This is a genomic window from Oceanisphaera ostreae (assembly GCF_042676125.1).
GTDB lineage: Bacteria > Pseudomonadota > Gammaproteobacteria > Enterobacterales > Aeromonadaceae > Oceanimonas > Oceanimonas ostreae.
The window spans coordinates 81,622-103,087 of sequence record NZ_JBHTJS010000006.1 but is presented as its reverse complement, the minus strand read 5'-3'; the positions used below and the strand labels follow the sequence as shown (position 1 = coordinate 103,087).

Annotated in this window: 18 protein-coding genes; 9 read left to right on the top strand and 9 right to left on the bottom strand. The window is 49.9% G+C overall.

Features of this window, described 5'->3' with window-relative positions; translation table 11 throughout:
- Nucleotides 1-111: 111 nt before the first annotated feature.
- The 5 genes from lnt to miaB all read right to left on the bottom strand — a co-directional run bounded on the left by lnt (nucleotide 112) and on the right by miaB (nucleotide 5,669).
- Nucleotides 112-1,668: an apolipoprotein N-acyltransferase gene (gene lnt, locus ACFQ1C_RS02865; protein ID WP_379557023.1), complete on the bottom strand. Its 1,557-nt coding sequence runs from the start codon at nucleotides 1,666-1,668 to the stop codon at nucleotides 112-114.
- Between the two features lie 2 nt (nucleotides 1,669-1,670).
- A complete protein-coding gene (corC, locus tag ACFQ1C_RS02860; RefSeq protein WP_379557022.1) occupies nucleotides 1,671-2,552 on the bottom strand; it encodes a CNNM family magnesium/cobalt transport protein CorC in 882 nt (293 codons plus the stop codon).
- A 9-nt stretch (nucleotides 2,553-2,561) separates the two neighbouring features.
- Nucleotides 2,562-3,026 carry an rRNA maturation RNase YbeY gene (ybeY, locus tag ACFQ1C_RS02855; protein ID WP_379557021.1) on the bottom strand — a complete coding sequence of 155 codons (465 nt, stop codon included), beginning with the start codon at nucleotides 3,024-3,026 and terminating at the stop codon, nucleotides 2,562-2,564.
- A complete protein-coding gene (locus ACFQ1C_RS02850) occupies nucleotides 3,023-4,114 on the bottom strand; it encodes a PhoH family protein (RefSeq protein ID WP_379557020.1) in 1,092 nt (363 codons plus the stop codon). The genes ybeY and ACFQ1C_RS02850 overlap by 4 nt, the downstream gene beginning before the upstream one ends.
- A 124-nt stretch (nucleotides 4,115-4,238) precedes the next feature.
- Nucleotides 4,239-5,669, bottom strand: coding sequence for a tRNA (N6-isopentenyl adenosine(37)-C2)-methylthiotransferase MiaB (miaB, locus tag ACFQ1C_RS02845; protein WP_379557019.1), 1,431 nt, complete (start codon nucleotides 5,667-5,669; stop codon nucleotides 4,239-4,241).
- Nucleotides 5,670-5,880: 211 nt separating this feature from the next.
- Here miaB and ACFQ1C_RS02840 point away from each other — a divergent pair, with 211 nt between their 5' ends.
- The 9 genes from ACFQ1C_RS02840 (at nucleotide 5,881) to ACFQ1C_RS02800 (ending at nucleotide 16,440) form a co-directional block, all read left to right on the top strand.
- The gene (locus ACFQ1C_RS02840) at nucleotides 5,881-7,062 is read left to right on the top strand and encodes an FAD-dependent monooxygenase (RefSeq protein WP_379557018.1); all 1,182 of its coding nucleotides are present in this window, start codon (nucleotides 5,881-5,883) and stop codon (nucleotides 7,060-7,062) included.
- Between the two features lie 345 nt (nucleotides 7,063-7,407).
- Nucleotides 7,408-8,526: a bifunctional tRNA (adenosine(37)-C2)-methyltransferase TrmG/ribosomal RNA large subunit methyltransferase RlmN gene (locus ACFQ1C_RS02835; protein ID WP_379557017.1), complete on the top strand. Its 1,119-nt coding sequence runs from the start codon at nucleotides 7,408-7,410 to the stop codon at nucleotides 8,524-8,526.
- 483 nt (nucleotides 8,527-9,009) lie between these two features.
- Nucleotides 9,010-9,924: a RodZ domain-containing protein gene (locus tag ACFQ1C_RS02830; RefSeq protein ID WP_379557016.1), complete on the top strand. Its 915-nt coding sequence runs from the start codon at nucleotides 9,010-9,012 to the stop codon at nucleotides 9,922-9,924.
- Between the two features lie 18 nt (nucleotides 9,925-9,942).
- Nucleotides 9,943-11,061, top strand: coding sequence for a flavodoxin-dependent (E)-4-hydroxy-3-methylbut-2-enyl-diphosphate synthase (gene ispG / locus ACFQ1C_RS02825; RefSeq protein WP_379557015.1), 1,119 nt, complete (start codon nucleotides 9,943-9,945; stop codon nucleotides 11,059-11,061).
- Between the two features lie 109 nt (nucleotides 11,062-11,170).
- Nucleotides 11,171-12,442, top strand: coding sequence for a histidine--tRNA ligase (gene hisS, locus ACFQ1C_RS02820; RefSeq protein ID WP_379557014.1), 1,272 nt, complete (start codon nucleotides 11,171-11,173; stop codon nucleotides 12,440-12,442).
- Nucleotides 12,443-13,087: a YfgM family protein gene (locus ACFQ1C_RS02815; protein ID WP_379557013.1), complete on the top strand. Its 645-nt coding sequence runs from the start codon at nucleotides 12,443-12,445 to the stop codon at nucleotides 13,085-13,087.
- Nucleotides 13,087-14,259 (top strand): outer membrane protein assembly factor BamB, encoded by a 1,173-nt coding sequence (gene bamB, locus ACFQ1C_RS02810; RefSeq protein ID WP_379557012.1) that lies wholly within the window; start codon nucleotides 13,087-13,089, stop codon nucleotides 14,257-14,259. Before ACFQ1C_RS02815 ends, bamB begins: the two co-directional genes overlap by 1 nt.
- 72 nt (nucleotides 14,260-14,331) lie before the next feature.
- Nucleotides 14,332-15,870 (top strand): ribosome biogenesis GTPase Der, encoded by a 1,539-nt coding sequence (der, locus tag ACFQ1C_RS02805; protein WP_379557011.1) that lies wholly within the window; start codon nucleotides 14,332-14,334, stop codon nucleotides 15,868-15,870.
- Between the two features lie 129 nt (nucleotides 15,871-15,999).
- Entirely contained in the window at nucleotides 16,000-16,440 is a 441-nt protein-coding gene (locus ACFQ1C_RS02800) for a universal stress protein (RefSeq protein WP_379557010.1), read from the top strand.
- Between the two features lie 103 nt (nucleotides 16,441-16,543).
- Here ACFQ1C_RS02800 and accC read toward each other — a convergent pair whose 3' ends face one another.
- From accC to acs, 4 genes are all read right to left on the bottom strand, one after another.
- The gene (gene accC / locus ACFQ1C_RS02795) at nucleotides 16,544-17,884 is read right to left on the bottom strand and encodes an acetyl-CoA carboxylase biotin carboxylase subunit (protein ID WP_379557009.1); all 1,341 of its coding nucleotides are present in this window, start codon (nucleotides 17,882-17,884) and stop codon (nucleotides 16,544-16,546) included.
- A gap of 9 nt (nucleotides 17,885-17,893) precedes the next feature.
- Nucleotides 17,894-18,355 carry an acetyl-CoA carboxylase biotin carboxyl carrier protein gene (gene accB / locus ACFQ1C_RS02790; protein ID WP_379557008.1) on the bottom strand — a complete coding sequence of 154 codons (462 nt, stop codon included), beginning with the start codon at nucleotides 18,353-18,355 and terminating at the stop codon, nucleotides 17,894-17,896.
- Between the two features lie 32 nt (nucleotides 18,356-18,387).
- A complete protein-coding gene (gene aroQ, locus ACFQ1C_RS02785) occupies nucleotides 18,388-18,837 on the bottom strand; it encodes a type II 3-dehydroquinate dehydratase (protein ID WP_379557007.1) in 450 nt (149 codons plus the stop codon).
- 383 nt (nucleotides 18,838-19,220) lie between these two features.
- Nucleotides 19,221-21,170, bottom strand: a complete 1,950-nt coding sequence (gene acs / locus ACFQ1C_RS02780) for an acetate--CoA ligase (protein WP_379557006.1) — start codon at nucleotides 21,168-21,170, stop codon at nucleotides 19,221-19,223.
- Nucleotides 21,171-21,466: the final 296 nt, after the last annotated feature.

Below are 21,466 nucleotides of genomic sequence, written 5' to 3'. Positions count from 1 at the left end.
TATTCTGTTTATTCTGCATATTAGGACAATAAAAAACGCCATATCAGATGATGTGGCGTTTTTGTTTTTTCCGTATAGCCTATGACGTACAGCTTACAGCGCTATTTTCCGTTAACTCCTGGCTTTCACACGTAGATTTTCTTTTGCCGCTAGCTTTCGCTGGCGACCGCGGTGTTGGCGGCGACCTTGGGTGGCGCCGAAGAGGCCACTAATTAATAGCCAAGCCAATAAGGGCGTGCTGCCAAAGCGGGCGTAGGGAGTTAGGCCGGTCATGCCCATCACTTGAGCATTGAGCACGCCAGACTCAAACTGCGGCAGGCTGCTCATCACGCGACCCTTTTCATCGGTGATTAAGGTGACGCCATTATTAGTCGCGCGGATCAGCGGGCGGCCCAGCTCGAGGGCGCGCATGCGTGCAATTTGCTGGTGCTGCCAAGGCCCTATCGACTGACCAAACCAAGTGTCGTTAGACAAGGTTAATAGGTAATCGGTATCGGGTTTCATGTTATTGCGTACTAGACTTGGAAACGCCACTTCATAACAAATAGCGACACTTAACTGCCGGCCAGCAGCCGTTAAGTCCGATTGGCCAGAAGCACCGCGAGAAAACGACGACATCGGCAAATTAAAAAATGGCGCTAGAGGGCGCAATAAGTCGCCAAAGGGCATAAATTCGCCGACTGGTACTAAGTGCTGCTTATAGTAACGGTTACTGTGCTCTAGCTCATAAGGAATGACATTTTTGCCGAGAGTGATAACCGAATTATAAACATCCCCCGAGCTTGGCTGCGACACTAAGCCGGTGACCAAGCTTTGGTTGCGCTCACGCATCAGGAGGTCTACTTGCTGCAGCCAAGGCGCCAGTTGTTGCTCACTGGCGGGCAGGGCTGATTCGGGCCAGATCACCACATCGGCTTGACGCTCGGGCAGAGTGAGGGTCATATAGCGCTCTAGGCTTAATTCAAGCTGGCCTGGAACCCACTTTAATGATTGCTCAATATTGCCTTGGACTAACGCAAATCGGCTGCTCTGGGTGGGTGTTACCCACTGAATGTAGTTAGTGGCAAAGGCTGCTGCCCACAGCATAAGGGCCCCAAGCCCCGGCCACCAAAACCAGCGAGAATTACGACGTACGCCCAACCATAGGGCTGCGGCCGAAAATGTCAGCAACCAGCTGATCCCTTGTACGCCAATAATGGGCGCCAGACCGGCAAGCGGGCCATCAAGTTGGCTGTAACCGAACCACAACCAAGGAAACCCAGTGAGCACCCAGCCTCGCAGCCAATCAGCTAATATTAGCAGCGCGGGTAGCACCAGCAGTGCACGCCAACGAGGGGTCGGCACTAGGCGTTGTGCCAGCCAAACGGCTGCGGCCGTATATAGGCTAAGGTAGGCCGCCAGCAGTGCAACCAGTAAAAAAGCGGCCCACAAGGGCAGGCCGCCAAAAATGGTCATACTATTATGGATCCACCATAAGCCGGGTAAATACAGGCCCATCGCCCATATAAAGCCCCGCTTGGCAGCCTGTCTATGAGGCTGCTTTTGGGTGACGGCGTACAGACCGAACAAGGACACGACAGCGAATGGCCAATACCCAAAAGGACTAAAGGCTAAAACGCCAAGAGCCCCGCTAAGCAGGGCCCCAAAGATAGGTAGATAGTGACGCACGTTTATATGGTTTCCGAGGTGGATGTTTCCTGATTGGTCGGTATCTTAACCTGTAACTGCAGTAAACGTCGACGGTCTGCATGAGCGACTTTGAAGATAAAGCCGTTAATTTCGAGTTGTTCACCTTTGGCGGGTAAATGACCAAAGGCATGCATCACCAAGCCACCCACCGTATCAGCTTCTTCGTCGCTAAAGTCGGTATGAAAAAATTCGTTAAAGTCTTCGATGTCAGTTAAGGCGGCAACTGCAAACATCCGCGACGTAATTTGGCGGATTTCGGCACTTCCCTCGGCGTCAAATTCATCTTCAATGTCGCCAACAATCAATTCAAGAATATCTTCGATGGTGACCAGACCGGATACACCACCAAATTCATCGACCACGATGGCCATGTGATAGCGTTGTTGGCGAAATTCTTTGAGCAGCTTATCGAGTCGCTTACTTTCGGGAACGACCACCGCAGGGCGCAACACTTTGTCGATAGAGAAGTCATCATCGGTGAGGGAAAAGCCGTATTGCAGCAAGTCTTTAGCCAGCAATATGCCCTCTATGTGATCTTTGTCTTCATTGACCACAGGAAAGCGCGAGTGAGTCGATTCAATGATCATGGGCAGAAAATGAGAAACCGGCTGAGATTTCTCTACCGTTACCATTTGCGAGCGGGGGATCATAATGTCGCGCACTCTTAGCTCGCTAACATCAAGCACCCCTTCAATCATGTCTTTGGTATCTTGATCGATCAGCTCGTGCTGACTGGCCTCCATGATCACTTCTACCAATTCTTCACGATTCTTCGGTTCGCCCTGAAAAAGCTGACCTAGCTTTTCTAGCCAGTTTTTCTTACTGGACGAACCGCTTTCTGAGTTCGAATTATCGTCGCTCATTGACCTTGTTTAACCTTCATCATCGATATAGGGATTGGCGATGCCAAGTGTTGCCAGAATGGCAATTTCTTTGGCTTCCATTACGTCGGCTTCATCATCCTTAATATGGTCGAAGCCAAGTAAATGCAAGCAGCCATGAACCACCATGTGGGCCCAGTGGGCTTCAAGTGGTTTATGTTGTTCCTGTGCTTCACGTTCGACGACTTGGCGACAAATTACTAAATCGCCCAGCAGCGGTAAGTCGATACCAGGAGGTGCTTCAAACGGAAACGATAACACATTAGTCGACTTATCTTTACCGCGATAATCACGATTAAGCTCGCGACTTTCAGTTTCGTCAACCAAACGTACTGTCAGTTCAGTTTCGTCTCGCTCGTTACCTAATGTTGCCTGTAACCAGCTTTCTAGCTGTTGTTCACTAGGTAGACCGGGAGCATCATCACAGGCCATTTGCACATCTAACCACAAAGTCATGGTGCAGTCTCATTGTTGTTTGTTGTATCGGTTTGGCTAGTTACCGCGTTGCGCGCCGAGTGTGGCGAAGCGTTAACCGGTGATACTGGCAGTTGTTGATTATCAAATGCTTCATAAGCGCGCACTATACGGGCCACTACAGGGTGGCGTACTACATCTTCGGCATGGAAAAAGTCAAACGACAAACCTTCAACGCCGTTCAAGACTTCGATAGCATGGCGCAAGCCCGACTTGGCATTACGCGGCAAATCAATTTGGGTAATGTCGCCGGTGATCACCGCCCGAGAGTTAAAGCCTATACGGGTCAAAAACATCTTCATCTGTTCGACGGTGGTGTTTTGGCTTTCGTCGAGAATAATAAAAGCATCGTTTAAGGTGCGCCCGCGCATATAGGCCAGAGGGGCAACTTCAATTATATTGCGCTCAAGTAATTTTTCTACCTGTTCAAACCCCAGCATTTCAAAGAGTGCGTCGTACAACGGCCGCAAATAAGGATCAACTTTTTGGCTTAAATCACCGGGCAAAAAGCCCAGCTTTTCACCCGCTTCTACCGCTGGGCGTGTTAGCAAAATACGTCTAACCTCTTGTCGCTCTAGCGCGTCTACCGCCGCTGCCACCGCCAGATACGTTTTACCGGTTCCGGCAGGGCCTATACCAAAGGTGATGTCATGAGTCTGAATATGGGCGACATAATGCGCTTGATTGGGCGTGCGAGGTTTGATCAGACCACGTTTGGTTTTAATCGTGACTTCTTTACCGTACTGATAACCTTCGCTTGGCGCGGTATCTTGCTCCAATACTTGGCTGCTTTTAATGGCCAAATGTACTATGTCAGGGGTGATGTCAGGAATTTCCTGACCCCGTACCGGCTGGGTGTCTACATATAAATCTTGCAGTAAGTTGGCGCCTGCTTTAATTAAATAGGCAGGCCCTATTAGCGTAAAATGTTCATTACGGTAATTAATACCTATACCCAAGCGGCGCTCTAATTGCTTGATATTGTCATCAAACGGGCCACATAGGCTGGCCAGACGTTGACCATTGGCGGGGTGTAATTCAAGTTCCAGAGTAGTTACGGCAGAGGTCAAATTAACTCCTGTTATTTAAATAAAGCTATCAGCCTTAAGCTTTCAGCCATAAGCTAAATCTTAAACACCGCTTCTGTAGGCTAGTGTTTATTTTTAACATCCAGCTGACAGCTTAAAGCTTTATTTAAGGGGTAAAGGTGGCTACGCCTACTTCGTCAGCCACGCCATCGGGGCGACGCGTTAGAATGCTCTGGGGCGAAACCTGTACTCGCAAGCCCATTTCATTTTCGCCGCGTAAAAACAGGCCGCGTAAGCTATTTGGTCTGGCTTCAATGATTTCTACGTCGGCAAAGCCACCAATCAGAGAATGAGCGCCCTCGAAGTTTACTACGCGGTTATTTTCGGTACGGCCACGCAGTTCCATTGGATTCATCTTCGATGGACCTTCAACCAAGATGCGCTGGGTGGTGCCCATCATTTGGCGGCTGATCAGCTGTGCTTGATTATTAATTAAGGTTTGCAAACGCGCAAGGCGCTCTTTTTTCTCGCTCAATGGCACGTCATCGGGCAAGTCGGCGGCCGGTGTACCGGGGCGCGCACTAAAAATAAAGCTGTAGCTTAAATCAAAGCCGACATCTTCAATGAGCTTGATGGTGCGCTCAAAGTCGTCAGCATCTTCACCGGGAAAACCAATAATAAAGTCGGAGCTGACGGTGACTTCGGGGCGCGCAGCGCGCAGTTTGCGAATTTTGGACTTATATTCCAATGCGGTGTGCGGGCGCTTCATCAGCGTTAAAATGCGGTCTGAGCCACTTTGTACCGGCAGATGTAAGAAACTCACCAACTCTGGCGTGTCTTTATAGACCTCGATAATGTCGTCGGTAAATTCAATCGGGTGGCTGGTGGTGTAGCGCACACGGTCGATGCCATCGATGGAAGCGACTAAGCGTAATAATTCGGCAAAACTGCAGATTTCACCATCGTGAGTATCGCCGCGATAGCCGTTTACGTTTTGGCCTAATAGATTAACTTCGCGCACACCTTGGTCGGCCAACTGAGCGATTTCATACAGTACATCGTCCATCGGGCGGCTGACTTCTTCACCACGGGTATACGGCACTACGCAAAAAGAGCAGTACTTAGAGCAACCTTCCATGATGGAGACATAGGCGGTTGCACCCTCGGCTCGAGGGGCGGGCAAATTATCGAATTTTTCAATCTCAGGAAAGGCAACGTCTACCTGAGCGCCGTTGCCTTCCATCACCGATTTGATCATGGCGGGCAGACGGTGCAAAGTTTGCGGACCAAATACTAAGTCAACATAGTGGGCTCGCGCGCGAATTGCAGCACCTTCTTGAGATGCCACGCAACCGCCCACCCCAATAACTAATTTAGGGTTCGCGACTTTAAGCGGGCGCCAGCGACCCAATTGATGGAACACTTTCTCTTGCGCTTTTTCGCGAATAGAGCAGGTGTTAAGCAGCAGCACATCGGCTTCTGCTGGATCATCGGTCAGCTGGTAGCCATGGGTGGCGTTTAGCAGGTCGGCCATCTTAGATGAATCATATTCATTCATCTGACAGCCCCAAGTTTTAATATGAAGTTTTTTGCTCATGGCACTCTTTGAATAACGGTAAGGGACATGGGATCAGGCCGATAATTCTACTCTTTTAAAGCGCAGCTGACCAGCTACCCGTGTGACGAGAGAAGGGTAAAGAGTGAAATGCCGTACTGGGCGTCAAGCGCGGTATTCCACTCTTTACTCTCAAGTAACTATGCCAAGCTAGTTATTGTAGAATGCCCTAAAAATCGCGAGGTGTGCAGCTATGGACGGACAACAGGAACATTGTGATATTGCTATCGTTGGCGGCGGTATGGTCGGCGCCTTGTCAGCGGCGTTGCTGGCGCCATCCGGCTTGTCTATTCGAGTAATAGAAGCCAGAGAGCCTTTGGCATTTGCCACCGAACAGGCTCCCGATTTGCGCGTGTCGGCCATTAGTGCAACGTCGGTACGGCTGTTGCAGCAAGCGGGTGCTTGGTCCCGTATTTGTGCCATGCGCGCGTGGCCGTATCAATGCTTAGAGGCTGCTGAATTAGCAGGGTTTTATACTCGATTTCATGCCGATGAACTCGAGTGTGAATACTTGGGCTATATGGTCGAAAACCGCATTATCCAGTTAGGCTTGTGGCAAGTATTAGCCGAATGTGGAAATGTACAACTCGACTGCCCTAATGGCTTGAGTGCCTTACAGCAAAATGATGCGGGTGCCGAGCTTACCTTGACCGGCGGCCAGCGTGTGCAAGCTAAGCTGGTGTTGGCCTGTGATGGTGCTGAGTCATTCACTCGCCAATTAGCCGGCATTGGCGTAACGGCTTGGGATTATAGCCAACATTGCATGCTAATCAGTATTGAGGCCGACGACTTAGAATCAGACACCACGTGGCAACAGTTTAGCGCCAGTGGCCCTCGGGCATTTTTACCCATGGGTCCAACGCGCGGCTCTTTAGTGTGGTATGACCAAAAAGACCGCATAAAAACGTTGGCGGCGTTGGATAATTCGGCGCTGGCCGAACAAGTTAAGGCTCACTTTCCGCCGCGCATGGGCAATGTAACCGTATTAAATAAAGGCAGCTTTGCCTTACGTCGTCGTCATGCCAATCAATATGTAAAAGGGGCCGTGGTGCTATTAGGCGATGCGGCGCACACCATTAATCCGTTAGCGGGGCAGGGGGTCAATTTAGGCTTTAAGGATGTAGCCCTGCTAAGTGAACTGATTCACCAAGGGCTTGAGGCCAGATTAGACTTTGCCACACCAGAACGTTTAGCACGCTACCAGCGCCGTCGCCGACCAGATAACTTGCTGATGCAGTCCGCCATGGATGTGTGCTATCACACATTTAGTAATAATTTTTTACCGCTAAAAGTGCTACGCAACCTCGGATTAAAAGCGGCCGAACACAGCGGCCCGCTCAAAAAACGCGTCATGAAATATGCGATGGGACTTTAAAATACAGCGCCGAACACCAAGCGCACAATTAAATAAAGAGCATGTGAGGGAGGAAGCGTAAGGAGTGAAGGACAATACTGGATCAGCAGGAGTGGTGTTTATCTTTATACCGTCTTCCTGAGCTCGCTTCAGGATCTGCTTTTAAATATAGAGCAGATGCCGGATTGAGTCCGGTAAGGCGGCATAATGAGAAGAGCCAACCAAGGCTGGTGTCTATCTCTAGCTGAGCGCTTATAGCTTACGGCTTCCAGCTGTCTTTCACGGTTTCACTGGCATGCCTTTGCTAAATTCTGTACAATTTCGCGCCCCTGTGGGCACTGGTCAGTAAGCGATGAGGCAACCGAAATGAGTGAAAAAAAAATAAACCTGCTGGATCTGGATCGTGACGGCATACGAGCCTTCTTTAGCGATATCGGTGAAAAACCGTTCCGTGCAGATCAGGTGATGAAATGGATTTATCACTTCGGTTGTGACGACTTTGAGCAGATGACCAACATCAATAAGGTGTTGCGTGCCAAGCTTGTACAAAAAGCGGAAATTCGCGCCCCCGAAATTACCGTCGAAAAAATATCCGACGATGGCACCATCAAATGGGCCATGCAAGTGGGCGACCAAGAAGTAGAAACTGTTTATATTCCCGACGGTGACCGAGCTACCTTGTGTGTATCTTCCCAAGTGGGCTGTGCGCTAGACTGTAAATTCTGCTCAACGGCGCAGCAAGGTTTTAACCGTAACCTTAAAGTATCAGAAATTATTGGTCAGGTGTGGCGTGCTGCTAGCCGTGTGGGCTTTGTGCGTGACACCGGCCGTAAGCCCATTACCAATGTGGTGATGATGGGCATGGGTGAGCCCTTGCTTAATTTGAACAACGTTGTGCCTGCGATGCGCTTAATGCTAGAAGACTTCGGCTTTGGCTTGTCGAAGCGCCGCGTTACTCTGTCTACTTCTGGTGTAGTACCCGCGCTGGACAAAATGGGCGACATGATAGATGTGGCTCTGGCGGTTTCGCTGCATGCTGCCAATGATAAGCTGCGCTCCGAGATCATGCCGATTAACGACAAGTACAACATTGCCACCTTGCTTGAGAGCGTGCGCAATTACATAAGCAAATCGAAAGCGAATCATGGCAAGGTGACCATCGAGTATGTGCTGCTCGATCATGTTAATGACGGCACTGAGCATGCTCATGAATTGGCTGAATTACTAAAAGACCTGCCTTGCAAGATCAATTTGATCCCGTTCAACCCCTTCCCAGGTAATGACTATGGAAAGCCGAGTAACAGCCGTATCGATCGCTTCAACAAAGTATTGATGCAATATGGCAATACGGTGACTATTCGTAAAACCCGAGGTGACGACATTGATGCGGCCTGTGGCCAGTTAGTGGGCGATGTGATTGACCGCACCAAGCGCACCATGAAAAAACGGATGCAGGAACAAACTATATCCGTCACAATGGTTTAAGGGAAAGATTTAAGAGTAAGCGTGTATGGTGGCTGCTTTTTTGAGCGTTTCGAAGGGGCTGACTGAACAGGGTCTTTTACCAATGGGAACGTTTTTATAAAGCGGTGGTCATGTTTAGCAGGGTAGCAACGTTACCTCGACTATATTAAAGCTGTAAACGGTGACAAATTACGGCTATGTGTGTATCAATGCAGTGTGCGGCAAACAGGATAAGCAACGAGATGAGTTGCAGTCAGGTACTGTAAGCAACCGTTTATCTAACACTCCAACGGCGTTAACAGCTGTGGGGTACTGATAGTATTAGGTAATAACACTGCTGTACTGGGGGTATCTTGCCTATTATCAAACACGGCACCCATGCCACAAAGTTTATGGTTAACAGCGCGTATTGCGTAGGTACAGGGTCATCAGACCAAGACCACACCAGTGGGCCTGCGATATGCTTATTTCCAGCTCCAGAACAGGCTAGGCGATTGTTATTAAATGACTATAAATGAAGCAGAACCACAGCCACAGGCTGACCCCGTGGTCACTACTGGCCCCGGCATCTTATTACGTGAAGCTCGTGAAGCAAAAGGCTGGACTCAAGCCGAGGTTGCCCGCAGGCTTAATTTACGGTTGGCGGTAATTGAAGCAATCGATAACGATCATGATAAAGCAGGCGTCGCACTCACTTTCTTACGCGGTTATGTAAAAGCTTACGCTAAAGTGGTTGGCGTGCCTGAAGCGCAGGTATTGAGTGCGTTTGATAGCATGAGTGGCCATCAGCCGGAGTCTGATGCTCCCATGAAAAGCTTTTCGAAGAAAACCCGTCAGCAAGCCAGCGATAAGTGGCTTAAACGTATCAGCTGGTTGGTGTTTTTAGGATTGTTGGCTTCTTTGGTCTATTGGTGGTGGCAAGACGGCGGAGCTCAGCAAATGGGTCGTGGACTGCCCCCTGAAAGCGAGCAAACCATGGCCAGCGAACCTCTTGTAGCCGATTCCGAGGCGCCAGCGTTATTACCGACGCCACGGGAAGATGTCGGTGAGCTTGTACCATTAGCGCCGACTAATGCTGATTCAAATATAGTGCCAAATGCAGAGAGCAATGGCGAGGCGGCTCCAGTAGCAGAGCCTACACCTCAACCAGAGCCTGTCCCGGAGCCTGTAGTTGATCCCCGTTTACTGACGATGAGCTTTAGTGATGATTGTTGGATTAAAGTGACCGACAGTCGTGGCCAGGTACTTAGCGAAGGCGTTAAAAAAGCCAAGCAAACACTGGCGTTGGCAGGTGAACCTCCGTTTCGCGTAATTTTAGGCGTTCCCACTGCGGCTAGTGTTGAATACATGAACCAAGAAGTGGACTTATCCTCCTTTAGTGCCGGTCGGGCCGCCCGACTGACAATACCTAAATCCTGATTAAAGCAAGAGAACATCATGTCCTTATATGACTCTCCCATCGTTCGTCGTCAATCCAAACAAATTCGTGTAGGTTCCGTGTTGGTGGGGGGTGACGCGCCCATCAGTGTACAGACCATGACCAATACGTTGACCACGGATGTTGAGGCAACGCTGGCCCAAATTCGGGCAGTAGAGAAAGTGGGGGCCGACATAGTACGAGTGTCTGTGCCGACCATGGAAGCGGCAGAAGCCTTTAAACTTATTCGTGCCGGCACCACCATGCCGCTGATTGCCGACATTCATTTTGACTATCGCATTGCTTTGAAGGTAGCCGAGTACGGTGCCGATTGTTTGCGTATCAACCCAGGTAACATCGGTCGAGAAGATCGCGTGCGTGCGGTCGTTGATTGCGCGCGCGATAAAGGTATTCCCATTCGTATCGGTGTTAATGGCGGTTCACTCGAAAAAGATCTGCAAGAAAAATACGGTGAGCCTAATCCTGCCGCCTTAGTTGAGTCGGCACTGCGCCATGTTGATATTCTTGACCGCCTTAACTTCGACCAATTTAAAGTCAGCGTGAAGGCCTCCGACGTATTTTTAGCCGTGGGCGCCTATCGTGAGTTGGCGCGTCAAATTGAGCAGCCTCTGCATCTGGGTATTACCGAAGCCGGTGGCTTTCGGGCTGGCGCGGTTAAATCCGCCGTGGGCTTGGGCATGTTATTGGCCGAGGGCATTGGTGACACACTGCGGATTTCGCTGGCCGCAGACCCAGTAGAAGAAATTAAAGTCGGTTTCGACATCTTGAAGTCGCTGCGCATTCGCTCTCGCGGCATTAATTTTATTGCCTGCCCCTCTTGCTCACGCCAAGAATTCGATGTGATAAGCACCGTCAACGAACTAGAACATCGTCTTGAAGATATTGTTCTGCCTATGGATGTATCCATTATTGGCTGCGTAGTAAATGGTCCTGGCGAAGCGCTTATTGCCGACTTAGGGATAGCTGGAGCACAGCGTAAGAGTGCTTTGTATGAAGGTGGCGAGCGTGTGGGCCGACTGGATAACCGCACCTTGGTCGATACCCTAGAAAGTCGAATTCGTGCCAAAGTGGCCATGATGGACCCTAATGGTCGCATTCCGGTGCAAGGTAAAGATTAAACGCGGGCCGAGAGCCATTTGCCATCGGCGATGAGCCTTTTTAACCCCCTTAGGGTTAGTATTTAATTGAAGCCCATTAATTTAAATCGTCAGACATAGAGATATTTTCGTGGCCAAACAGATTCAAGCAATTCGTGGAATGAACGACTGCCTGCCGGAACAAACTCCGGCTTGGCAACACGCTGAAACCGTATTACGCAATTTGATGAGTGGCTACGGCTACGCCGAAGTGCGCATGCCAATTATGGAAAGTACTGGTTTATTTCGCCGCGCCATTGGGGAAGTGACCGACGTCGTTGAAAAAGAAATGTACAGCTTTGATGATCGTAATGGCGACAGCATGACCCTACGCCCCGAAGGTACCGCCGGTTGCGTGCGTGCCGGTATCGAGCATGGCCTGCTGTACAATCAAGAGCGTCGTATGTGGTATATGGGCCCAATGTTTCGCTATGAACGCCCACAAAAAGGCCGCTATCGCCAGTTTCATCAGTTTGGTGTAGAGGTATTTGGCCTACAAGGGCCAGACATTGATGCCGAGCTTATAATGCTGACCGCCAGATTGTGGAAGCAGCTAGGGGTCAGTGAGCATTTAGTACTGCAACTTAACAGCCTAGGACAGCCCGACGAACGCGCCGAATATCGCCAAGCACTGGTTGCCTATTTAGAGCAATATCACGACCAGCTGGATGAAGACAGCCAGCGTCGTCTGCATACCAATCCTTTGCGGGTGCTCGACAGTAAGAGTCCACAAGTACAGGCATTGTTACAAGGTGCGCCAATATTAAGTGATTACTTTGGTGAGGCTACTCAAGCGCACTTTGCCGGCCTAACGGCGTTGTTAAGTGCAGCAGGCATTGCTTTTGAAGTGAATCCGCGTTTAGTTCGCGGCTTAGATTATTACAACCTCACCGTTTTTGAGTGGGTCACCGAAAGCCTCGGTGCTCAAGGTACCGTGTGTGGTGGTGGTCGTTACGACGGCCTAGTTGAACAACTGGGTGGCAAAGCGACGCCTGCCGTAGGCTTTGCCATGGGCATGGAGCGACTCGTCTTGTTGTTAGACACGCTGCAAGAGGAAAAAGAACAGCCAGCGTTAGCGGATGTGTATATCGCTATGATGGGCGACAGTTCAGTGCCCGGCTTTGCGCTTGCTGAGCAGTTGCGTGATCAACTGCCGAATTTAAGGGTCATGAGTCATTGTGGTGGTGGTAATTTTAAGAAGCAGCTAAAACGAGCAGACAAAAGCGGTGCCAGCATCGCGCTCATTTTAGGGGAAGATGAAATAGCGCGCGGTGAAGTAACTATTAAGTATTTACGTGGCCAAGGTGAGCAACAGACCTTGGCGATTAACGAGATGATTGAACAGCTGAAAAAGGTGGTCTAAGTGGATTTTAATAGCACGGAAGAACAGCAACTAGAAACCATCAAACGCTGGTGGGCAGAGTATGGTAAGTCGATCATACTGGGTGCCGTGATTGGCTTAGGCGGTTTATTTGGCTGGCGTTACTATCAAAATCACCAAATAGAAACCCGTGCCGCCGGTGCCGACAGTTTCTCCTACATTAGTAGCGAATTAGTGAGTAAAGGCCCCGATGCTTTTACTGCGGCTTTGGCTTTTGTTGAGCAAAACCAAGGTAATAACTACGGCGAGTTAGCGGCACTCTTATTAGCTAGCGAGGCTGTAAAAGCCAATCAATTACCGCTAGCTCAGCAGCAACTGGAGCTGGCGCTTGACGGTACTAAAGACGAGGCGTTGAGCCACACCATTCGTCTGCGTTTGGCTCGAGTATTGCTGGCTCAAGATCTAGTGGAACAGGCGCAAACCCAGCTGAACAACATTAATGCCGATGCCTTTGCCGCTCAGCGTAGCGAGATACAGGGCGATCTATATATGGCGCAAGACAAACCTACGGATGCGAGTGAGGCCTATCGCGCCGCCAGAGATGTAGGCGGGTTAGCTGATAATCCGAGCCTACGGCTTAAATTAGATAATTTGGGTGTAACCAGCGACCCAAGTAAGGATGCATAATGATACGTAAACAGGGAACTTTATTACCCTTAATGCTGGTGTTGGGGTTAACCGCTTGCTCTAGTAATACTGACGTCGTGCAGGTGAGCCCGCTACCTGATGTTGATAATACGTTGAATACTAAAGCGCGTTGGTCAACATCGGTAGGCAATGGTGTGGGTGAGTATTACTCCCAGCTGGCACCAGTGGTTGATGGTGAATCTATCTTTGCCGCATCGCGAGACGGTGTGTTGGCCAGCTATGATCGCAGCAGCGGTAAGCGTCAGTGGCAGCAAAAGCTAGGTAAGCTGGCGATTAACGATAACCAACGTAGCCCGCGCATTTCAGGTGGCTTAGCGGCCGCTTATGGTAATCTCTATTTTGGTTCCGAAAACGGCATTGTGTATGCAGTTGCTCAGTCGGACGGTGAAGTACTGTGGACCAAAGAAGTACCCGGTGAAGTATTGGCCGCGCCCGTCGTTGATGACGGCAAAGTGGTCGTGCACACCAGTGCTGGCAATTTGGTGGCACTAGACTCAACCAGTGGTGAGCAACAATGGCAGCTGCGTAACGAGCAACCTAGCTTAACGTTACGTAGCATGGCCACGCCGGTTAGTGTTGGCGGCGCGGTATTATATGGCCGTGCCGACGGACGTTTAGGCGTGGCGTTATTAGCCAATGGCCAACCGGTACGCGATACGCGTATTGCTAGCCCGCGCGGTGCAACTGAGCTGGAGCGCATGGTAGATGTTGCCGCCAAACCGGTGATTTTGGGCGATATTCTATTTACTATCGCCTATAATGGCCAACTGACTGCTCATCAGTTGATTTCGGGGCAAGAATTGTGGAAGCGCCAGTATCAGGGCTCTCAGGATCTGAGTACCGACGGACGCCTACTTTACATCAGTGATAGCCGCAGCCACCTGTTTGCGGTGGATGCCCGAAGTGGTATGGAAGTATGGTCGAATACCGAGCTGGAAAATCGTCAGCTAACCGCGTCTGCGGTGTTCGGTGATTATCTGGTGGCAGGTGATGCACAGGGTTATTTGTATTGGTTTAACCGTCAAAGCGGCGTGCTTGAATCCTTACAGCGCATAGACAGTAAAGGGCTTTATATTGCGCCTTTAGTTGTTGGCGACACTCTTTATGTGCAGAGCCGTAGCGGCGACTTAGTGGCCATAGGCCAACCTTAATCGTTGCATAAGTACACCACCGGCTCCTGATCCACGATCAGGAGCCGTTATTGTTTTTTGGAGACTGATTTTATGATGCCAGTAGTGGCACTGGTGGGGCGCCCCAACGTGGGCAAATCCACTCTATTTAACCGCTTGACCCGTACCCGAGACGCTTTGGTGGCAAACTTTCCCGGCTTAACCCGAGATCGTCAATATGGCCAAGCCAAAATTGGTGAGCTGGAATTTATCGTGGTTGATACCGGCGGTATCGACGGCACCGAAGAAGGCATAGAGCTGGAAATGGCCGCACAGTCACTGGCCGCTATCGATGAAGCCGATGTCGTGCTGTTTATGGTCGATGGTCGCGCGGGGCTCAGCTCAGCCGACGAAGGCATTGCCAGTCACTTACGCCGTTGCCAGAAAAGAACCTTGCTAGTGGTGAATAAGACCGACGGCATCGATGCCGATTCGGCAGTAAGCGAGTTTTATCAGCTGGGCTTGGGTGACGTCTACCCCATTGCCGCCAGCCAAGGCCGGGGAGTATTAAGCCTAATAGAAACGGCGTTAGCGCCTCAGCTGGAAGAGCTGGCTGTTGAGCAAGAGCAGTTGATTGCCGAATTAGCCGTCGACTCAGAGAATGAGTCTGATGACGAAAGTGGCGATGAATTCGACTTTACTGATCTGGATGAAGATCAAGTACAAGATTTGCTGGCAGTGATGGATCAGGCCAACGAAGAAGATGCCCAACAGTTTGCAGACTTACCTATTAAGCTTGCCATTGTTGGCCGTCCTAACGTGGGCAAATCGACGCTAACTAACCGCATTTTGGGTGAAGAGCGAGTGGTGGTTTATGACCAGCCAGGTACTACTCGCGACTCGGTTTATATTCCCATGCAGCGCGACGAGCAAGACTACATCCTGATTGATACCGCTGGTGTCCGTCGCCGTGGCCGTGTGCATGAAACCGTTGAAAAGTTCTCGGTTATCAAGACTCTTAAAGCCATTGAAGATGCCAACGTGGTGTTGCTGATTTTGGATGCGCGCGAAGGCATCTCAGATCAAGATTTAAGCTTACTCGGTTTCGTGCTGAACGCGGGTCGTAGTATCGTGCTGGCCGTTAATAAGTGGGATGGCATTGAGAAAGATGTACGCGAAGACATCAAGCGCGAATTAGACCGTCGCTTAGGCTTTATCGATTTTGCACGACTGCACTTTATTTCCGCCTTGCACGGCAGTGGCGTGGGTAATTTGTTTGATTCGGTTAAGGAAGCCTACGAGTCAGCTACTAAGCGGGTGAATACCTCGATGCTGACGCGGATCATGATGATAGCCCAAGACGATCATCAGCCACCGTTGGTGAGTGGTCGTCGGGTTAAGCTGAAATATGCTCATGCGGGTGGTTATAACCCACCGCGTATTATCGTGCACGGTAACCAAGTTAAAGCCTTGCCTGAGTCGTATAAGCGTTATTTGATTAACTACTTCCGTCGTTCGTTAAACATAATGGGCACGCCTATTCGTGTGGAGTTTAACGAAGGGGTGAATCCGTACGAGGGCAAGAAGAACAAGCTGACTGCTACTCAGATGCGTAAGCGCAAACGCTTAATGCGTTTCAATAAGAAAAAATAGCTCCCAAACGCCGGCTCCTAGCCGGCGTTTTTTATGGCCCTCTCTCCTTGCTCTATCTCCTCAGAACTTACATTTCTTTTCATAGTCTAATATAAGTAGATAACGTGTCTGATGGATGTGGAGGAACACATGTATAAGTCGTTACTAGTTGCGGTTGATGGCTCTACACAAAGTGAAAAGGCGCTGATATTGGCCTGTCATTTGGCTCTGTATGATGATGCCGAGGTGCATATAGTACATGCGCCAGAAGTTTTGCAGCATCCAGCAATGATGACGTGGGGCATAGGGTCCGTCTCTATGGAAGATAGCCGTGAAGAGCTGGAAGCCACTGGCAGTAAGGTGGTGGAGCGCGCGGTATTAGCAGCACAAGAGCTAGGAGTCACTAAAGTGCACGGGCATGTGGTTCGCGGTGAACCCACTCGCGCTATTATTCGACAGTCAGAGGAGCTGGGTGTAGATGTTATCGTGATGGGGTGTCGGGGCTTGGGCAACCTGTCAGGACTGGTGATGGGCAGTGTCTCGCATAAGATAACCCACAGTGCCAAGTGTGGTGTGATTACCGTACGCTAATATGGTGGAATACTGCTTGGCGTTTATAATAGCCATGTATTTGTGGATTAAATAAAAAACGGCGCCAAAAAGGCGCCGTTTTAATCGTGCAGTGACTCAACAATTACAAACCCAGTTTCTTCTCTAGGTAATGAATGTTGGTACCGCCGTTGCGGAAATTTTCGTCACGCATAATTTCTTGGTGCAGTGGAATGTTGGTTTTAATACCTTCAATTACCAGCTCGTTCAAGGCGTGCGTCATGCGGGCGATCGCGATGTCGCGGTTTTCGCCGTAGCAGATCAGTTTACCAATCATGGAGTCGTAATATGGAGGTACTTTGTAACCTGCATAAATATGCGAATCCCAACGTACCCCTAAACCACCTGGAGAATGAAACAGCGTGATTTCACCTGGGCTTGGAATAAAGGTATTAGGATCTTCGGCGTTAATTCGACACTCAATAGCGTGACCATGAATATTAACTTGGTCTTGAGTGATCGACAACGGCATACCTGCGGCTATGCGCAGCTGCTCTTTAATTAAATCGATACCGGTGATCATCTCAGTAATGGGATGCTCAACCTGAATACGGGTGTTCATTTCAATGAAATAAAACTCGCCGTTTTCATATAAGAACTCGAAAGTACCGGCACCACGATAGCCAATATCAACACAGGCTTTACAGCAACGTTCGCCAATAAATTTACGCATGGCAGCGGTAATGCCCGGTGCTGGCGCTTCTTCCACTACTTTTTGGTGACGACGTTGCATAGAACAGTCGCGCTCACCTAAGTGGATCGCTTTGCCTTGGCCGTCAGCTAAAATCTGAATTTCGATATGGCGTGGGTTCTCAAGGAATTTCTCCATGTACACCACGTCACTACCAAACACAGAGCCGGCTTCAGCTTTAGTCATGGTGATGGATTTTTCTAGTTCGCTTTCGTTGCGCACGACACGCATGCCGCGCCCACCGCCACCAGCCGAGGCTTTGATGATTACCGGGTAGCCGATACGTTTGGCAATGGCGGCATTCTTCTTAGCATCGTCGCTAATAGGGCCGTCAGAGCCAGGTACACAAGGCACGCCGGCTTTTCTCATTGTGGAGATGGCTGATACTTTATCGCCCATCAGACGAATAGTTTCGCCACGTGGCCCGATAAATACGAAGCCTGATTTTTCCACCTGATCGGCAAAGTCGGCATTTTCTGCCAAAAAGCCGTAACCGGGGTGAATCGCGACCGCGTCAGTAACTTCTGCAGCAGCAATAATAGACGGTATGTTTAAGTACGACTGGCTAGACTGATTGCCACCAATACAGATGGACTCGTCGGCCAGTAAGACGTGTTTTAGCTCACGGTCGGCAGTGGAATGCACTGCTACCGTTTTGATCCCGAGCTCTTTACAAGCGCGCAGGATCCGTAAGGCAATTTCACCGCGGTTAGCGATGACTACTTTATCCAGCATGAGACTTCCTTATTCGATGATGAACAGCGGCTCGTCAAATTCAACCGGCTCGCCATTATCAATCAAAATGGCTTTGATCACGCCGCCTTTGTCGGCTTCAATCTGATTCATCATCTTCATGGCTTCAACAATGCACAGCGTGTCACCGGCATTAACGGTTTGGCCAACTTCAGCGAAGTTTTTAGCCTCTGGGTTAGCGGCACGGTAGAAGGTACCTACCATAGGAGAGCGCATAACGTGACCGCTAGTGACAGGGGCCGCTGCTACTTCGGCTGAAGCAGGAGACAAGGCTGCAGCCATAGGTGCGGGAGCTGGTGCAGCTTGAAGCTGCTGATATTGCGGTTGTACATTTTGGCCGGGATTACCGTAACGGCTGATGCGAACCGATTCTTCGCCTTCGGAAATTTCCAGTTCGGCAATGCCAGATTCTTCTACCAGTTCGATCAGTTTTTTAATTTTACGAATATCCATGAGCATTCTCTTGTTATGTTGGTACTAAATTGTTAACGGCAGCTTAAATGTCTGGCTGCCGCTTCTAGGGCAAATTCATAACCGCTGGCACCAAAACCACAAATCACTCCGACTGCCTTATCGGCTAAATAGGAGTGATGGCGAAAGGGCTCACGGGCATGCACATTCGATAAATGTACCTCAATAAAAGGAATATTCACTCCTAATAGGGCATCACGAATGGCTACGCTGGTGTGCGTAAATGCAGCAGGATTAATAATAATAAAATCTTGCTGGCCGTAAGCTTGGTGAATAGCGTCAATCAGTTGATGCTCTGCATTCGACTGCAGGTGGCTGAGTGTAATATCACGTTCGGCTGCTTGTTGAGTCAGTTGCGTAACAATGTCACTCAGGCTATTTTGACCATAGATGCCGGGTTCGCGCTGACCCAATAGGTTTAAATTGGGTCCGTTAAGCAGCAGGATTCGGAATTTATCGGTCATTATGTAGCAATCCTCGTCAATCTTGCAGTGTTCATATCAAGTTACAGGGAGATTAGCCGTTTTTGCCTATCGCTGGCAAATAAAATCGACTCCTTCTACCCAGACTGACCAATTATAGTGATTTCGTGAAAATTGGCAGCAATTTACTGGTCTAATCACTAAAAATAGCTGAAATGTTGGTAGCCGATGATAGTGTTAACCGCAAACTGCGCCATGATAGCGGGACTGGGCCGTGATGTAGTGGGCTTCTGTCATTAAGGCGACATGTTCAGACATTAGCATGATAATTGCCCTAAATGAGTAACACAGCTAGAAATTTATTGCCTAAATAATAAAAGCGCCGCCCGTAGGCGGCGTGAGTCATAATCTCAGCAAGACTTCATTTATGCGTGGCGATCGCGCTCTTCAATGAGACGGTCGACTACCGCTGGATCGGCCAGCGTAGATGTATCACCTAAGGTATCGGTTTCACCGGTGGCAATCTTACGCAGAATACGCCGCATAATTTTTCCTGAGCGCGTTTTAGGTAAGCCTTCTGCCCAGTGAATGACATCGGGCGTGGCAATGGGGCCAATTTCTTTACGCACCCAATCTTTCACTTCTTTGTGCAGCTCGGCACTGGGTACCTCACCGGAGTTTAGGGTGATATAGGCGTAAATACCTTGGCCTTTAATTTCGTGCGGTACGCCAACAATGGCCGCTTCGGCTATTTTAGGGTGCGCGACTAAGGCTGACTCAATTTCGGCGGTGCCCATGCGGTGTCCAGATACGTTTAACACGTCATCTACGCGGCCCGTGATCCAGTAATAGCCATCTTCGTCGCGTCGCGCGCCATCCCCACAGAAATAGGTACCGGGAAAGGTCGAAAAGTACGTTTGCTCAAACCGGTCATGATCACCATAAATGGTGCGCATCTGCCCTGGCCAAGAATCCAAAATAACCAAGTTACCGTCTGTGGCTCCATCTAAGATGTTGCCTTCACCGTCAACCAGTGCAGGCTGTACGCCAAAGAAAGGACGAGTAGCCGAGCCCGCTTTTAGCAAGGTGGCGCCGGGTAGCGGGGAGATTAAAATGCCGCCGGTTTCAGTTTGCCACCAGGTATCAACGATAGGGCAACGTTCTTCGCCAATCACTCGATAATACCATTCCCACGCTTCTGGATTGATAGGCTCACCCACGGAACCCAAAATGCGCAAGCTGGAACGGCTCGTGCCCTCTACCGCCTCATTGCCCTTGGCCATAAAGGCACGAATGGCGGTGGGTGCGGTATACAAAATGTTGACCTGATGTTTATCAACAATTTGGCTCATACGGTTAGTTTTGGGGTAGTTGGGCACACCTTCAAACATTAAGGTAGTGGCGCCGTTGGCCAGAGGGCCATACAAAATATAGGTGTGGCCGGTTACCCAGCCGACGTCTGCGGTACACCAATGCACATCACCTTCGTGGTAGTCAAAAATGTACTCGAAGGTCATGGCGGCATAAACCAAATAACCGCCCGTGGTGTGCAGTACCCCTTTTGGTGTGCCGGTAGAACCTGAGGTATAGAGAATAAACAGCGGGTCTTCGGCGCTCATTTCTTCGGGTTCGCAGTGTGCATCTACCTTGGCAGCGGCCTCGTGCCACCAAATATCACGAGTCTTATCCCACGCCACATCACCACCGGTGCGGCGATAGACAATCACTTTACAGTCGGCACTCACGCCAGATTTGGCAAGCGCCGCATCCACATTGGCTTTAAGTGGCACGGTACGGCCACCGCGCAGACCTTCGTCGGATGTGATCACGAGTTTGGCATTAGAATCGATAATACGGCTGGCTAGGGCATCGGGGGAGAAACCACCAAACACCACCGAGTGCACAGCACCTATGCGGGCACAGGCCAGCATGGCCACGGCGGCTTCTACCACCATGGGCATATATAAACTGACCACATCGCCTTTTTTCACGCCTTGCGCTTTTAATACGTTGGCAAAGCGACATACCTGTTCGTGTAGCTCGCGATAGGTTACTTTTTTATCGTCGTCTGGGCTATCGCCTTCCCAGATAATAGCTACCTCATCGGCTTTGGTCGCCAAATGGCGATCGATACAGTTGGCGGAAAGGTTAAGGGTTCCGTCTTCAAACCACTTGATGCTGATGTGACCCGGGTCATAAGAGGTGTTCTTGACCTTGGTATAGGGCTTTATCCAGTCAATACGTTTACCTTGTTCGCCCCAAAATTGCTCTGGATTTTGGATCGACTCTTGGTACATGCGCTGATAGCCCGCATCGTCTATCAAGGCATGTTCGGCAATATGTGCCATGACAGGATGAACCTTAACTTCACTCATTATTCCACTCCTTGGTGTAATCCCAACAACCCCTAGGGTATCGCCTATATGTAAAGGGTATAACTAATGTGTAACAAGGTGACGCAGATAGTCGCTGCGCTCAATTAGACTTTTGGCTAGCCATGCCACATTACTAGCATAATTTGCGTGGTTTGTTGTTGGTTTGTATGGCAATTGTGTGCGACTCGTTCAATTTTAGCGCGTTGTGATAGGTAAACATAGCGCCCAGCAACCAGCACCAAGCTAAACAAAAGGTGGTGCTTGTATTTTACTCGGCGCTGGGCGCTTAGCGCTCG